Origin of the sequence: Streptomyces sp. NPDC001902 (assembly GCF_042891295.1) — a bacterium.
Taxonomy (GTDB): domain Bacteria; phylum Actinomycetota; class Actinomycetes; order Streptomycetales; family Streptomycetaceae; genus Actinacidiphila.
In genome coordinates, this window is the sequence record NZ_JBIATA010000003.1 from 96,246 (window position 1) to 110,011 (window position 13,766).

13 protein-coding genes are annotated in these 13,766 nt (G+C 71.7%); 11 read left to right on the top strand and 2 right to left on the bottom strand.

Annotated elements, in window-relative coordinates:
- The first annotated feature begins 53 nt into the window (after nucleotides 1-53).
- From ACFYYN_RS06735 to ACFYYN_RS06785, 11 genes are all read left to right on the top strand, one after another.
- Nucleotides 54-659, top strand: a complete 606-nt coding sequence (locus tag ACFYYN_RS06735; protein WP_500337672.1) for a PaaI family thioesterase — start codon at nucleotides 54-56, stop codon at nucleotides 657-659.
- Nucleotides 656-1,189 carry a dUTP diphosphatase gene (dut, locus tag ACFYYN_RS06740; RefSeq protein ID WP_499514508.1) on the top strand — a complete coding sequence of 178 codons (534 nt, stop codon included), beginning with the start codon at nucleotides 656-658 and terminating at the stop codon, nucleotides 1,187-1,189. Before ACFYYN_RS06735 ends, dut begins: the two co-directional genes overlap by 4 nt.
- A gap of 1 nt (nucleotide 1,190) precedes the next feature.
- Nucleotides 1,191-1,955 carry a DUF3710 domain-containing protein gene (locus ACFYYN_RS06745; RefSeq protein ID WP_499601817.1) on the top strand — a complete coding sequence of 255 codons (765 nt, stop codon included), beginning with the start codon at nucleotides 1,191-1,193 and terminating at the stop codon, nucleotides 1,953-1,955.
- A 298-nt stretch (nucleotides 1,956-2,253) separates the two neighbouring features.
- Nucleotides 2,254-2,343, top strand: coding sequence for a K(+)-transporting ATPase subunit F (gene kdpF, locus ACFYYN_RS06750; protein WP_499514510.1), 90 nt, complete (start codon nucleotides 2,254-2,256; stop codon nucleotides 2,341-2,343).
- 9 nt (nucleotides 2,344-2,352) lie between these two features.
- The gene (gene kdpA, locus ACFYYN_RS06755) at nucleotides 2,353-4,014 is read left to right on the top strand and encodes a potassium-transporting ATPase subunit KdpA (RefSeq protein ID WP_500321916.1); all 1,662 of its coding nucleotides are present in this window, start codon (nucleotides 2,353-2,355) and stop codon (nucleotides 4,012-4,014) included.
- Between the two features lie 35 nt (nucleotides 4,015-4,049).
- Entirely contained in the window at nucleotides 4,050-6,152 is a 2,103-nt protein-coding gene (gene kdpB / locus ACFYYN_RS06760) for a potassium-transporting ATPase subunit KdpB (RefSeq protein ID WP_500544927.1), read from the top strand.
- Between the two features lie 20 nt (nucleotides 6,153-6,172).
- A complete protein-coding gene (gene kdpC, locus ACFYYN_RS06765) occupies nucleotides 6,173-6,802 on the top strand; it encodes a potassium-transporting ATPase subunit KdpC (protein WP_500544928.1) in 630 nt (209 codons plus the stop codon).
- 1,036 nt (nucleotides 6,803-7,838) lie between these two features.
- Nucleotides 7,839-10,382: a DUF4118 domain-containing protein gene (locus ACFYYN_RS06770; RefSeq protein ID WP_500544930.1), complete on the top strand. Its 2,544-nt coding sequence runs from the start codon at nucleotides 7,839-7,841 to the stop codon at nucleotides 10,380-10,382.
- Between the two features lie 58 nt (nucleotides 10,383-10,440).
- Complete coding sequence (locus ACFYYN_RS06775; RefSeq protein ID WP_500544931.1) at nucleotides 10,441-11,124, top strand: response regulator; 684 nt, start codon at nucleotides 10,441-10,443, stop codon at nucleotides 11,122-11,124.
- Between the two features lie 39 nt (nucleotides 11,125-11,163).
- Nucleotides 11,164-11,562 carry an OB-fold nucleic acid binding domain-containing protein gene (locus tag ACFYYN_RS06780; RefSeq protein ID WP_499514517.1) on the top strand — a complete coding sequence of 133 codons (399 nt, stop codon included), beginning with the start codon at nucleotides 11,164-11,166 and terminating at the stop codon, nucleotides 11,560-11,562.
- 3 nt (nucleotides 11,563-11,565) lie between these two features.
- Nucleotides 11,566-12,324 (top strand): DUF3159 domain-containing protein, encoded by a 759-nt coding sequence (locus tag ACFYYN_RS06785; protein ID WP_500321906.1) that lies wholly within the window; start codon nucleotides 11,566-11,568, stop codon nucleotides 12,322-12,324.
- Between the two features lie 93 nt (nucleotides 12,325-12,417).
- Here the strand turns inward: ACFYYN_RS06785 and ACFYYN_RS06790 are convergent, their stop codons facing one another.
- Nucleotides 12,418-13,095, bottom strand: a complete 678-nt coding sequence (locus ACFYYN_RS06790; protein WP_500544932.1) for a potassium channel family protein — start codon at nucleotides 13,093-13,095, stop codon at nucleotides 12,418-12,420.
- Complete coding sequence (locus tag ACFYYN_RS06795) at nucleotides 13,092-13,760, bottom strand: potassium channel family protein (RefSeq protein ID WP_026251763.1); 669 nt, start codon at nucleotides 13,758-13,760, stop codon at nucleotides 13,092-13,094. Before ACFYYN_RS06795 ends, ACFYYN_RS06790 begins: the two co-directional genes overlap by 4 nt.
- Between the last annotated feature and the right edge of the window lie 6 nt (nucleotides 13,761-13,766).

Below are 13,766 nucleotides of genomic sequence, written 5' to 3' on the forward strand. Positions count from 1 at the left end.
GGACAACGGCCGGGCGGCGGGAATGGATCCCGCAGGAGGGTAGGGTCTCCCGCGTGAGTGGAGCTACGACCGACGCCGGCCCGGACCGCCCGGGCCTGACACCGCCGAGCGACGCCGTCGCGCCCGAGCGGCACCCCGACGCCCCCGCTCCCGGCGAACCGCTGGGCGCGCACTACGACCACTGCTTCGGCTGTGGCGGGGCGCAGCCGCACGGCCTGCACCTGGAGGCCACGGCCGGTGAGGGCGTCAGCGTGACCGCGGAGTTCACGGTCCAGCCCGCCCACCAGGGCGCCCCGGGCCTGGCGCACGGCGGTGTGCTGGCCACGGCGCTCGACGAGACGCTCGGCTCGCTGGCCTGGCTGCTGCGGACCATCGCCGTGACCGGCCGGCTGGAGACCGACTTCGTGCAGCCCGTGCCGGTCGGCGCCACCCTCCACCTGGAGGCCCGCTGCACCGCCGTGGCCGGGCGCAAGATCTACTCCACCGCGGTCGGCCGCATCGGCGGCCCCGACGGCCCGGTCGCCGTCCGTGCGGACGCGTTGTTCATCGAGGTCAAGCTGGAGCACTTCACGGACAACGGCCGCCCCGAGGAGATCCGGGCCGCGATGTCCGACCCCGACCAGGTCAAGGTCGCGCGCGCCTTCGAGGTGAACCCGTGACCGGCGGCGGTCGCCCCCCGGTCGACGTCCTCATCCACCGTTTGCACGAGGACGTCCCGATTCCTTCGTACGGGCACCCGGGCGACGCCGGGGCCGACCTCGTCACCACCGAGGCGGCCGAACTGGCCCCCGGTGAGCGTGCCGTGCTGCCCACGGGCGTGTCGATCGCGCTGCCGTACGGCTACGCCGCCTTCGTGCACCCGCGCTCGGGCCTGGCCGCGAGGTGCGGAGTGGCGCTCGTGAATGCCCCGGGAACGGTTGATGCCGGGTACCGTGGGGAGATCAAGGTGATCGTGGTCAACCTGGACCCGCGCGAGAGCGTACGGTTCGCAGCAGGGGACCGGATCGCCCAACTGGTCGTCCAGCAGGTCGAGCGGGTCCGCTTCCACGAGGTGGCGGAGCTGCCCGGCTCGGAACGGGCGGCAGGGGGCTTCGGCTCCACGGGGGGTCATGCCGCGGTGGATGGCTCGCCGGTCGGTCCGTCCGGCAATGGATACGCATCGGTCATCGCTGACCGGGAAGGACAGTGACGTGTTCCGTCGTCGTCGCAAGGAGCGCGGAGACGCCCTCGACGAGCTCGAGGCCGAGAGCCCTGACGAGCTGGCCGAAGACGCCGAGGAGTCGGACGACTCCATGGAGTCCCGTCGGTACAACCTTCCGCCCGCCCCCAGGCCGGACGGCCCGTGGGACGTGAGCGAGGTCAGGGACCCGGCCGAGGGCCGGGTCGACCTGGGCGGGCTGTTCGTGCCCGGTGTGCAGGGCATGGAGCTGCGCGTCGAGGTGGCCGGGGAGTCCATCGTCGCCGCGACCGTGGTGCTCCGGGAGAGCGCCGTCCAGCTGCAGGGCTTCGCCGCCCCCAAGTCGGAGGGCATCTGGGGCGAGGTCCGCGACGAGATCGCGTCCGGCATCACCAAGCAGGGCGGCATCGTCGACGAGGTCGAGGGTCCGCTGGGCTGGGAGCTGCGCGCCCAGGTTCCGGTGCAGCTGCCCAACGGCGCCAACGGCGTCCAGGTCGTGCGCTTCGTCGGCTGTGACGGCCCGCGCTGGTTCCTGCGGGGCGTCATCTCCGGGCAGGGCGCCGTCCAGCCCGAGACCGCCGGCCTGCTGGAGCAGATCTTCCGCGACACGGTCGTCGTCCGCGGCGAGTCGCCGATGGCGCCGCGCGACCCGATCGTGCTGAAGCTGCCCAACGACGCCCAGATGGTGCCCGAGGGCATCGCCCAGGAGGAGGCCGGTCGCTTCTCCGACGGCATCGACCCGATGCGTCGCGGACCGGAGATCACCGAGGTGCACTGAACCCCGGGGCCCAGTGCCCCGGCCACGCCGAACGCCCGTGGGCCGACCTGTGAGAACAGGTCGGCCCACGGGCGTTTTCGCAGGTCATCGGGGTGAACGTCAAAGGTCCGTCAAGGCGCCGTGAGGGCCCGTATGGAAGCCGTCAACGAGGCCCGCGTACGGCGGGGACGGAGGTTTCCTGGCCTGGTAAACGTTCGATCCGAAGCTAGGAGCACACGATGGCCGACCTGGCCTTCGTGGTCACCACAATCGCGGTCTTCGCGCTGGTGGCCCTCATCGCCAAGGGGGTGGCGAAGCTGTGAGCGCCGAGAACGTCGTCGGACTCGTCGTCGCCGTCGCCCTGCTGGGCTACCTGATCCTGGCGCTCGTCCGACCCGAGAGGTTCTGAGTTCCGGACATGGGCCCCATCACCGCTGACGTGCTCCAGGTCACCGCCCTCATCGTGGCGCTGGCCCTGGTGTACCGCCCCTTCGGCGACTACATGGCCGCCGTCTACACCTCCGACCGTCACCTGCGGGTCGAGCGGCTGATCTACCGTTGCTTCGGCGCCGACCCGGACGCCGAGATGCGCTGGCCCGCCTACCTCAGGGCGGTGCTGGCCTTCTCCTTCGTGGGCGTGCTGTTCCTGTACCTGTTCCTGCGGCTCCAAGACCACCTTCCGCTGTCGCTCGGCTTCGCCGCCATCACGCCCGACCAGGCGTTCAACACCGCGGCCTCGTTCGTGACCAACACGAACTGGCAGTCGTACATGGGTGAGAACGCCATGGGCCACGCCGCCCAGACCGCGGGCCTGGCCGTGCAGAACTTCGTCTCGGCGGCGGTCGGCATGGCCGTGGCCGTGGCGCTGGTCCGCGGCTTCGTGCGCTCGCGCACCGGTGAGCTCGGCAACTTCTGGGCCGACATGGTCCGCGGCACCGTCCGCATCCTGCTGCCCGTGGCGTTCGTCGCCGCGATCGTGCTGGTGGGTTTCGGGGCGATCCAGAACTTCGCCGGCTGGCACGAGATCACCACCCTCGCCGGCGGCCACCAGACGCTGACCGGAGGCGCGGTGGCCTCCCAGGAGGCCATCAAGGAGCTCGGCACCAACGGCGGCGGCTTCTACAACGTCAACTCCGCCCACCCCTTCGAGAACCCGGACGCGTTCACCAACCTCTTCGAGATCTTCCTGATGCTGGTGATCCCGCTCTCGCTGACCCGCACCTTCGGGAAGCTGGTCGGCAACATCAGGCAGGGCTACGCGATCCTCGCGGCGATGGGCCTGATCTGGATCGGCTTCGTCACGCTGATGACCTGGGTCGAGTTCGCGCACCCCGGCTCGGCGAACCAGATCGCGGGCGCCGCCATGGAGGGCAAGGAACAGCGCTTCGGCGTCGGCGCCTCGTCGCTGTTCGCGGTGAGCACCACCTTGACGTCGACCGGCGCGGTGGACTCCTTCCACTCCTCCTTCACCGGCCTCGGCGGAGGCATCACCCTGCTCGGGATGATGCTGGGCGAGATCGCCCCGGGCGGTGTCGGCTCCGGCCTCTACGGCATCCTGATCATGGCGATCATCGCGGTGTTCATCGCCGGCCTGATGGTCGGCCGCACCCCGGAGTACCTGGGCAAGAAGATCGGCACCCGCGAGATCAAGCTCGCCGCCCTCTACATCCTGGTCACCCCGACCGTCGTGCTGGTCTTCACCGCCCTGGCGATGGCCCTGCCGACCCCGCCGCACTCCATGCTCAACAGCGGGCCGCACGGCTTCTCCGAGGTCCTGTACGCCTACACCTCCGCCGGCAACAACAACGGCTCCGCCTTCGCCGGCCTGAGCGCCAACACGCAGTGGTACAACACCACGCTCGGCCTCGCGATGCTCCTCGGGCGCTTCGTGCCGATGGTCTTCGTCCTGGCCCTGGCCGGTTCGCTCGCCCGGCAGAAGCCGGTGCCCGCCACCGCGGGCACCCTGCGCACCGAGAAGCCGCTCTTCGCGAGCCTGCTGGTCGGCGCGATCCTGATCATCACCGCACTGACCTACTTCCCGGCGCTCGCCCTCGGCCCGCTCGCCGAAGGCCTGTCATGAGCCGTGCGACCACCCCCACCCCCGCAGAGGAAACCATGTCCACCGACACACCCGTACGCGCGCCCGAGGGACCGGCACCGCACGCCCCGGACGCGGGCCACGGCGCCCGTGTCTCGGGCGGGCTCTTCGACCCGGCCCAGCTGCTGCGGTCCCTCCCGGACGCCCTGCGCAAGCTCGACCCCCGGGTGATGGTCAAATCGCCCGTCATGTTCGTGGTCCTGATCGGCTCGGTGCTCACCACGGTGCTGGCGCTGCTCTCCCCGGCCGACTGGTTCGGCTGGGCGATCACCGCATGGCTCTGGCTCACCGTGATCTTCGCCAACCTCGCGGAGGCCGTCGCCGAGGGCCGCGGCAAGGCCCAGGCCGACACGCTGCGCCGGGCCAAGACCGACACCGTCGCCCGCCGTCTCATGGACGGCGCCGAGGAGCGCGTGCCGGGGACGGAACTGCGCGTGGGCGACCTGGTGGTCTGCGAGGCGGGCGACGTGATCCCGGGTGACGGTGACGTCGTGGAGGGCGTCGCGTCGGTCGACGAGTCGGCGATCACCGGTGAGTCGGCGCCGGTCATCCGGGAGTCCGGTGGTGACCGCAGCGCGGTCACGGGCGGCACGAAGGTGCTGTCGGACCGGATCGTCGTCCGCATCACGACCAAGCCCGGTGAGACCTTCATCGACCGGATGATCGCCCTCGTGGAGGGCGCGGCCCGGCAGAAGACGCCCAACGAGATCGCGCTGAACATCCTGCTGGCCTCGCTGACCATCGTCTTCCTGCTCGCGGTCGTCACCCTGCAGCCGTTCGCGATCTACGCGGGCGCCGAGCAGTCGATGATCGTCCTGGTCGCGCTGCTGGTCTGCCTCATCCCGACGACGATCGGCGCCCTGCTGTCGGCGATCGGCATCGCCGGCATGGACCGCCTGGTGCAGCGCAACGTGCTCGCCATGTCCGGCCGGGCCGTCGAGGCCGCCGGCGACGTGTCCACCCTGCTGCTCGACAAGACCGGCACCATCACCCTCGGCAACCGCCAGGCCGCGGAGTTCGTGCCCGTGGCGGGCGCGGACGAGGCCGGGCTCGCCGACGCCGCGCAGTTGTCGTCGCTGGCCGACGAGACGCCCGAGGGCCGTTCCGTCGTCGTCCTGGCGAAGGAGAAGTACGGCCTCCGCGAGCGAAACGAGGGCGAGCTCGGGCACACCGCGTTCGTGCCCTTCACCGCGCAGACCCGCATGTCCGGCGTCGACGTCGACGGCCGCCAGATCCGCAAGGGCGCGGCCGGTGCGATCGCCGCCTGGGTCAGCGGGAACGGCGGCACCGTCGCCCCCGACGCGCAGCGCACCGTCGACACCATCTCCGCCGCCGGCGGCACCCCGTTGCTGGTCGCGGTCAAGGAGGACGGCGCGGCCCGCGTGCTGGGTGTCATCCACCTGAAGGACGTGGTCAAGGAGGGCATGCGGGAGCGGTTCGACGAGCTGCGGCGGATGGGCATCCGCACGGTGATGATCACCGGTGACAACCCGCTGACGGCCAAGGCGATCGCGGACGAGGCGGGGGTCGACGACTTCCTGGCCGAGGCGACGCCCGAGGACAAGATGGCGCTGATCAAGCGGGAGCAGGCGGGCGGCAAGCTCGTCGCGATGACCGGTGACGGCACCAACGACGCCCCGGCGCTGGCCCAGGCGGACGTGGGCGTGGCCATGAACACCGGCACCTCGGCCGCCAAGGAGGCCGGGAACATGGTGGACCTGGACTCCAACCCCACCAAGCTGATCGAGATCGTGGAGATCGGCAAGCAGCTGCTCATCACCCGCGGCGCGCTGACCACCTTCTCCATCGCCAACGACGTGGCGAAGTACTTCGCGATCATCCCCGCGATGTTCGCGATCGTCTACCCGGGCCTGGACAAGCTCAACATCATGCAGCTGTCCTCGCCGCAGTCCGCGATCCTGTCCGCGGTCATCTTCAACGCGCTGATCATCATCGCGCTGGTGCCGCTCGCCCTGCGCGGCGTGCGCTACCGGCCCACCAGCGCCGACCGGATGCTCCGCCGGAACCTCGGGATCTACGGACTCGGCGGCCTGGTCGCCCCGTTCATCGGCATCAAGCTGATCGACATGGCCATCTCCCTGATCCCCGGAATCCACTGACGCGAGGCGTGCAGAGAACCATGAACACTTCCGTACGCAACTCCGCCCGGCTGCTCTGGAGCGCCCTGCGCGCGCTGCTGGTGCTGACCGTCGTCCTCGGCGTCGTCTACCCCGTCGCGGTGTGGGGGGTGGGCCAGGCGGCCTTCCACGACCAGGCCAACGGCTCCGAGGCGAAGGTGGGCGGCAGGGTCGTCGGCTCCACGCTGATCGGCCAGAACTTCACCACGGGCAAGGACTTCGCCCCGGACCCCAAGTGGTTCCAGCCCCGCCCCTCGGCGGCCGACGCGGGCGCCGGCGCCGGGCCGTACGACCCGACCTACACCAGCGCGTCCAACCTCGCGGTCACCAGCAAGGCCCTCACCGACCTGGTGAAGGAGCGCAAGCAGGAGGTCGCCGCCTTCAACGGCGTCCCGCAGTCCAAGGTCCCCGCGGACGCGGTCCAGGCGTCCGGCTCCGGCCTCGACCCGGACATCTCCCCGGCGTACGCGGACATCCAGACCGCGCGCGTGGCCAAGGCCAACGGGCTGAGCACCACCGAGGTCGCCCGGCTGGTCAAGGAGCACACGGACGGACGGCAGTTCGGCATCCTCGGCCAGCCGACCGTCAACGTCCTGGAGCTCAACATCGCGCTGGAGAAGCTGGCCGGCTGACCCACCGCCGCCCCCACCCACCCGGCATCACGCCCGCCGGGTGGGCTTCGGCGCGCGCGGAGGACGCCCCGCGGCGCCGCCTGGTTGCCCGGCCCGTGGTGGCGGTTCCCGGCCGCCACGGCCGGCTACCTGGCGCCGACCGTCACGACGGTCGCCGTCCTCGGCCCCACGCGTGAAGCACCGCCGCGCCCGGCCGTGCGCGGCCGCCGTCGCGGGGCCGGGGGCGGGTCGCGTCAGGAAGGCGTCAAGCGCCGGGGGTCCGCCGTCAAGGGGCCGACAACGCAGGGCCCGGGACGGGGCCGGCGGGGAGACAGTGGAAGCACGGAGGGGAGGCCGGCGGAGGCCGCTCGGCGGTGCGGAGGGGGCTGCGGAATGGCGCACACCGTTACCGCTGAGGAGCGGCGGCAGGTGCCACCTGGTCCGGATCCGGACGGCGGTGGGGATTCCGGGTCAGGGAGACGGCACCGTGTTCCGCGCAGGCCTCCCCTCGGTGGGGGGTCGCCGGGCCGGCCGCGTCGCACGTTGACGGCGTCGCTGCGCGGCCGCCCCGGCACCGTACCCGCGCGGTTACGGCTGTTGCGGGCGACGGCCCTCGCCGTGTGCGCCGCACGACCGCACGATCCGGGCCCTGGCCGGGGCCGGCCGGCTTCCCGCTGCCGTCGCGTACGGCACCGGCTACGGACCCGGGGAGTCGAACCACGACTTCGCGGCGTTCGACCGGGCGCTCGGCGAGGTCATCGCCATCAACTCCGCCGCCTACGAGCGGGCCGCCGCGGACGGCGCGGACCGGGCGCTGTCCGTCCCCCTGGGCCTCGCCGGGGCGCTGGTGGCCGCCGCGGCCCTGGTCGTCCTCGGCCTGAGGCCGCGGCTCGCGGAGTTCCGCTGACCGGGGGCGGCGGCACGAGGAGGGCGTCAAGGACGCGTCAACGTGCTCCCCGCAGGAACATCACGCCCGATTTGTCCGCTGCTGGGACCATAGGATTCTTAACGTCGGACGCGCCCGGAAGGGGCACGCCACGAGGCGGAACGTGGAGCCATGGCACGCGGGACTTTGCGGATATACCTGGGGGCGGCCCCGGGAGTGGGCAAGACCTACGCCATGCTCTCCGAGGCCCACCGGCGCCTGGAGCGCGGCACCGACGTCGTCGTCGCCTTCGTCGAGCACCACGACCGTGCCCGTACGGAGGTCATGCTGCACGGCCTGGAGGTCGTGCGGCGCAAGGAGATCGAGTACCGGGACACCGGCTTCACCGAGATGGACGTCGACGCGGTGCTCGCGCGCCGGCCCGAGGTCGCCCTCGTCGACGAGATGGCGCACACCAACATCCCGGGCAGCCGCAACGAGAAGCGCTGGCAGGACATCGAGGAACTGCTCCAGGCCGGCATCAACGTCATATCGACGGTGAACATCCAGCACCTGGAGTCGCTCGGCGACGTCGTCGAGTCGATCACCGGGGTACGTCAGCGCGAGACCGTGCCCGACGAGGTGGTCCGCCGCGCCGACCAGATCGAGCTGGTCGACATGTCCCCACAGGCGCTGCGCCGCCGCATGGCGCACGGCAACATCTACGCCTCCGACAAGGTCGACGCGGCCCTGTCCAACTACTTCCGGCCCGGCAACCTCACCGCGCTGCGCGAGCTGGCCCTGCTGTGGGTGGCCGACCGGGTCGACGAATACCTGCGGCAGTACCGCACCGACCACCGGATCTCCGCCACCTGGCAGGCCCGTGAGCGCATCGTGGTCGGCCTCACCGGCGGCCCCGAGGGGCGGACGCTGATCCGGCGCGCCGCCCGGATGGCCGCCAAGGGCTCCGGCGGGGAGATCCTCGCCGTCCACATCGCGCGCAGCGACGGCCTGACGGCCGGCTCGCCCAAGGAACTCGCCGTCCAGCGCACCCTCGTCGAGGACCTCGGCGGTTCCTTCCACCACGTCGTCGGCGACGACGTCCCCGGCGCCCTGCTGGACTTCGCCCGCGGGGTCAACGCCACCCAGGTCGTGCTCGGCACCAGCCGCCGGCCCGCGTGGCAGTACGTCTTCGGGCCGGGCGTCGGCGCGACCGTGGCCCGCGAGTCCGGGCCGGACCTCGACGTCCACATCGTCACCCACGAGCACGCCGCCAAGGGCCGGGGCCTGCCCGTGGCCCGCGGCGCCCAGCTCGGCCGCTCCCGGGTGATCGCCGGCTGGCTGACCGGTGTGCTCGGCCCCGCGCTGCTCTGCCTGGTGCTCACCCAGCTGCACCCCGCCCTGGGCATCGCCACCGACATGCTGCTGTTCATGACCCTGACGGTCGCGGCGGCCCTCGTCGGCGGCCTCTACCCGGCGCTGGTCTCGGCGGTCGGCGGCTCACTGCTGCTGAACTACTTCTTCGCCCCGCCCCTGCACACCTTCACCATCGCCCAGCCCGAGAACCTGATCGCCATCGTGATCTTCGTGCTGGTCGGCATCGCGGTGGCCTCCGTGGTGGACCTGGCGGCGCGCCGCACCCACCAGGCAGCCAGACTCCAGTCCGAGGCCGAGATCCTGTCGTACCTGGCCGGCAGCGTGCTGCGCGGCGAGCACTCCCTGGACGCCCTGCTGGAACGGGTCCGGGAGACCTTCGGCATGGAGGCCGTGTCGCTGCTGGAGCGGGCCAGCGAGCACGACGTGTGGACCTGCGCCGCCGGCGTCGGCAGCCGGCAGTGCCTGCGCCCCGAGGACGCGGACGTGGAGGTGCCGGTCAGCGACAACCTCTCGCTGGCCCTGGTCGGCCGGGTGCTGCCCGCCTCCGACCGCCGGGTGCTCTCCGCCTTCGCGGCCCAGGCCGCCGGCGTCCTGGACCGGCAGCGGCTGGAGGACGAGGCCGCCAGGGCCCACAAGCTCGCCGAGGGCAACCGCATCCGCACCGCCCTGCTCGCCGCCGTCTCGCACGACCTGCGCACCCCGCTCGCCGCCATCAAGGCGGCCGTCAGCTCCCTGCGCTCCGACGACGTCGCCTGGTCCGAGGAGGACGAGGCCGAGCTCCTGGAGGCCATCGAGGAGGGCGCGGACCGGCTCGACAACCTGGTCGGCAACCTCCTCGACATGTCGCGCCTGCAGACCGGCACGGTCACCCCGCTGATCCGCGAGGTGGACCTCGACGAGGTCGTTCCCAAGGCCCTGCGCGGAGTCCCCGACGGCAGCGTCACCCTGGACGTCCCCGAGACCCTCCCGATGGTCTCCGTCGACCCGGGGCTCCTCGAGCGCAGCGTCGCCAACATCGTCGAGAACGCCGTCAAGTACAGCCCCGCCGGCACCCGGGTGCTGGTCGCCGCCAGCGCCCTGGGCGGCCACGTCGACCTGCGCGTCGTCGACCGCGGGCCCGGTGTCCCCGACGTCGCCAAGGAACGGATCTTCGAGCCGTTCCAGCGGTACGGCGACGCCCCCCGCGGCAACGGAGTGGGCCTCGGCCTCGCGGTGGCCCGCGGCTTCGCCGACGCCATGGGCGCCACCCTCCAGCCTGAGGACACCCCGGGAGGCGGCCTGACGATGGTGCTCACCCTCCCGGCCGCGCCCGGCAGCGCCCCCGCCGCCCCGGACCTCCCGGCCGAGGCGACGACCTGACCGTGCCCGCACCGCACCCCCGCTCCACCCCCCTCACCGAGAAGGAAAGGCAGGCTCCATGAACCGGGTGCTCGTGGTCGACGACGAGCCGCAGATCGTGCGCGCTCTCGTGATCAACCTGCGGGCCCGCAAGTACGAGGTCGACGCCGCCCACGACGGCGCGACCGCGCTGCAGCTCGCCGCCGCCCGCCACCCCGACGTCATCGTGCTCGACCTCGGCCTGCCCGACATGGACGGCGTCGAGGTGATCCGCGGACTGCGCGGCTGGACCCGGGTGCCGATCATCGTGCTCTCCGCCCGCCAGGCCTCCGACGAGAAGGTCGAGGCCCTCGACGCGGGCGCCGACGACTACGTCACCAAGCCCTTCGGCATGGACGAGCTGCTGGCCCGGCTGCGCGCCGCCGTCCGCCGCGCCACGCCCGGTGGCCCCGAGGACGGCGCCGCGACCGTGGAGACCGAGTCCTTCACTGTCGACCTCGCCGCCAAGAAGGTCAACCGCGACGGCGTCGACGTCCGGCTCACGCCCACCGAGTGGCACCTGCTGGAGGTCCTGGTCCGCAACACCGGCCGTCTGGTCAGCCAGAAGCAGCTGCTCCAGGAGGTCTGGGGCCCGTCCTACGGCACCGAGAGCAACTACCTGCGGGTCTACATGGCGCAGTTGCGGCGCAAGCTGGAGGCCGACCCCGCGCACCCGCGGCACTTCATCACCGAGCCGGGCATGGGCTACCGCTTCGAGCAGTGATCGGTGATCCGTTCACCCGGGCCCGGTACCCTTCCAGGTATGAGTGGTACCACCCGTTCGGACCGGCCTGCCGGCCGCTTCCGCAGGATGCTCGACCGACTGTCCAGCTCCCAGGAGGAGCTGCACTCCGACGAGCTGCGGCAGGACACCGCGGACGTCGGGTGCACCCGGATCTGCGACTGCTCCGATCGCGACATAGTGACCGTGACCGGTACGCTACGCGCTGTCACTCTGCGGCCGCGGGCCGGCGTTCCCGCCCTGGAGGCCGAGCTGTTCGACGGTTCCGCACCGCTGGACGTGGTGTGGCTGGGCCGGCGCAGCATCGTCGGCATCGAGCCGGGCCGCAGGATCATCGCGTCGGGGCGGATCTCCATGAACCGCGGCCGTCCGGTGCTGTTCAATCCCAAGTACGAGTTGCGTCCGGTCGGACAGGAGTAGCCGGTGGCGTCGATCGACAAGCGGACCGGGGCACAGCCCACGACCGGGACCGAGCACGGGCCGGAGCAGGACGCGGCCGCCTCGAAGGCGGCCGCCGACCATGCGCTCCTGGAGGCCTTCGGCGGCGTCTGGGGCATGATCGACACGACGGTGCCCGGCCTCGTCTTCGTCCTGATCTACACGATCAACCGGGACATCCACATCGCGGCCATCGCCGCCCTGGGCCTGTCGCTGGTGCTGGCACTGGCCCGCCTGGTGCGCCGGCAGACCCTCAAGCACGCCTTCAGCGGCGTCTTCGGCGTCGCCTTCGGCGCGGTGTTCGCGATGATGTCCGGCGACGCGAAGAACTTCTACCTGCCCGGCATGCTCTACACCCTCGGGCTCGCGGTCGCCTACGTGGTCTCCGCGCTGGTGAAGTACCCGCTGATCGGACTGCTGCTCGGCCCGATCCTCAAGGAGAACCTGTCCTGGCGGACGCGGAACCCGGGCCGGCTCGTCGCGTACACCAAGGCCACCTGGGCCTGGGGCGTCATCCTGCTGGTCAAGTCGGCGATCCTCTTCCCGCTCTACTTCTGGGGGAACGCCACCCAGCTCGGCTGGGTCAAGGTCGCCCTCGGCATTCCGCCGTTCCTGCTCTGCGTCTACCTGACCTGGATCTTCCTGGCCAAGGCGCCGCCGCCGATCGACGTGATCGCGGAGATGGAGGAGGCCGAGCGGGCCGAGAAGGCCGAGCGCGCCGCCGAGGAGGCCGCCAACCGCTGACCCGGCGCCCCGCGCCGACGGCAACACACGAGGGGCGGCCGGAACCCACGGGTTCCGGCCGCCCCTCGTCGTACGGCCTGGACGTCCTACGCCCTACGCATCGGCCTCGGCGCTGCGCACCGAGAGCAGGTCCTCCAGTTGCTCCTCGCGGTGCGGGGCCGCGACGAACAGCAGCTCGTCGCCCGCCTCGAGCGCGTCGTCCTTGGACGGGGTGAGCACGCGGTGGCCGCGGATGATCGTGACCAGCGAGGTGTCCTCCGGCCAGGCGACCTCCCCGACCCGGGTGCCCACCAGCGCGGCCTCCTCGGGGAGCGTCAGCTCGACCAGGTTCGCGTCGCCCTGGCTGAAGCGCATCAGCCGGACGAGGTCGCCGACGCTCACCGCCTCCTCCACCAGCGCCGACATCAGGCGCGGGGTGGAGACGGCCACGTCCACGCCCCAGGCCTCGTTGAACAGCCACTCGTTCTTGGGGTTGTTCACCCGCGCGACGACGCGCGGGACGCCGTACTCGGTCTTGGCGAGCAGCGAGACGACCAGATTGACCTTGTCGTCGCCCGTGGCGGCGATCACCACGTTGCAACGCTGCAGCGCGGCCTCGTCCAGCGACGTGATCTCGCAGGCGTCGGCCAGCAGCCACTCGGCCTGGGGCACCCGCTCCACCGAGATCGAGGTCGGGTTCTTGTCGATCAGCAGGACCTCGTGGCCGTTCTCCAGCAGCTCACCCGCGATCGAGCGGCCCACGGCCCCGGCCCCGGCAATGGCGACCCTCATCGGTGCGCCTCCTCAGGGCCCTTTGCGAACGCCGCTTCGACCTGTTCGACCTCGCCCGTGCGCATCATCACATGCACCAGGTCGCCTTCCTGCAGGACCGTCTCCGACGTGGGGAGCATCGCCTCGCCCAGCCGGGTGAGGAACGCCACGCGCACTCCGGTCTCCTCCTGGAGCCTGCTGATCTTGTGGCCCACCCAGGCGGTGTCCGTGTGCACCTCGGCGAGCTGCACACCCCCGCTCGGGTCGCGCCACAGCGGCTCCGCGCCGGACGGCAACAGGCGGCGCAGCATCTGGTCGGCCGTCCAGCGGACGGTGGCGACGGTGGGGATGCCCAGGCGCTGGTACACCTCCGCCCGCCGGGGGTCGTAGATCCGGGCGGCGACGTTCTCGATCCCGAACATCTCCCGGGCCACCCGGGCTGCGATGATGTTGGAATTGTCACCGCTGCTGACGGCCGCGAAGGCGCCCGCCTCCTCGATGCCGGCCTCGCGCAGCGTGTCCTGGTCGAATCCGACCCCGGTCACGCGGCGCCCGCTGAACCCGGAGCCCAGGCGGCGGAACGCCGTCGGGTCCTGGTCGATCACGGCCACTGTATGACCTTGCTGCTCAAGGGAGTGCGCGAGAGTGGAACCCACTCGCCCACACCCCATAATCACGACGTGCACGACCGT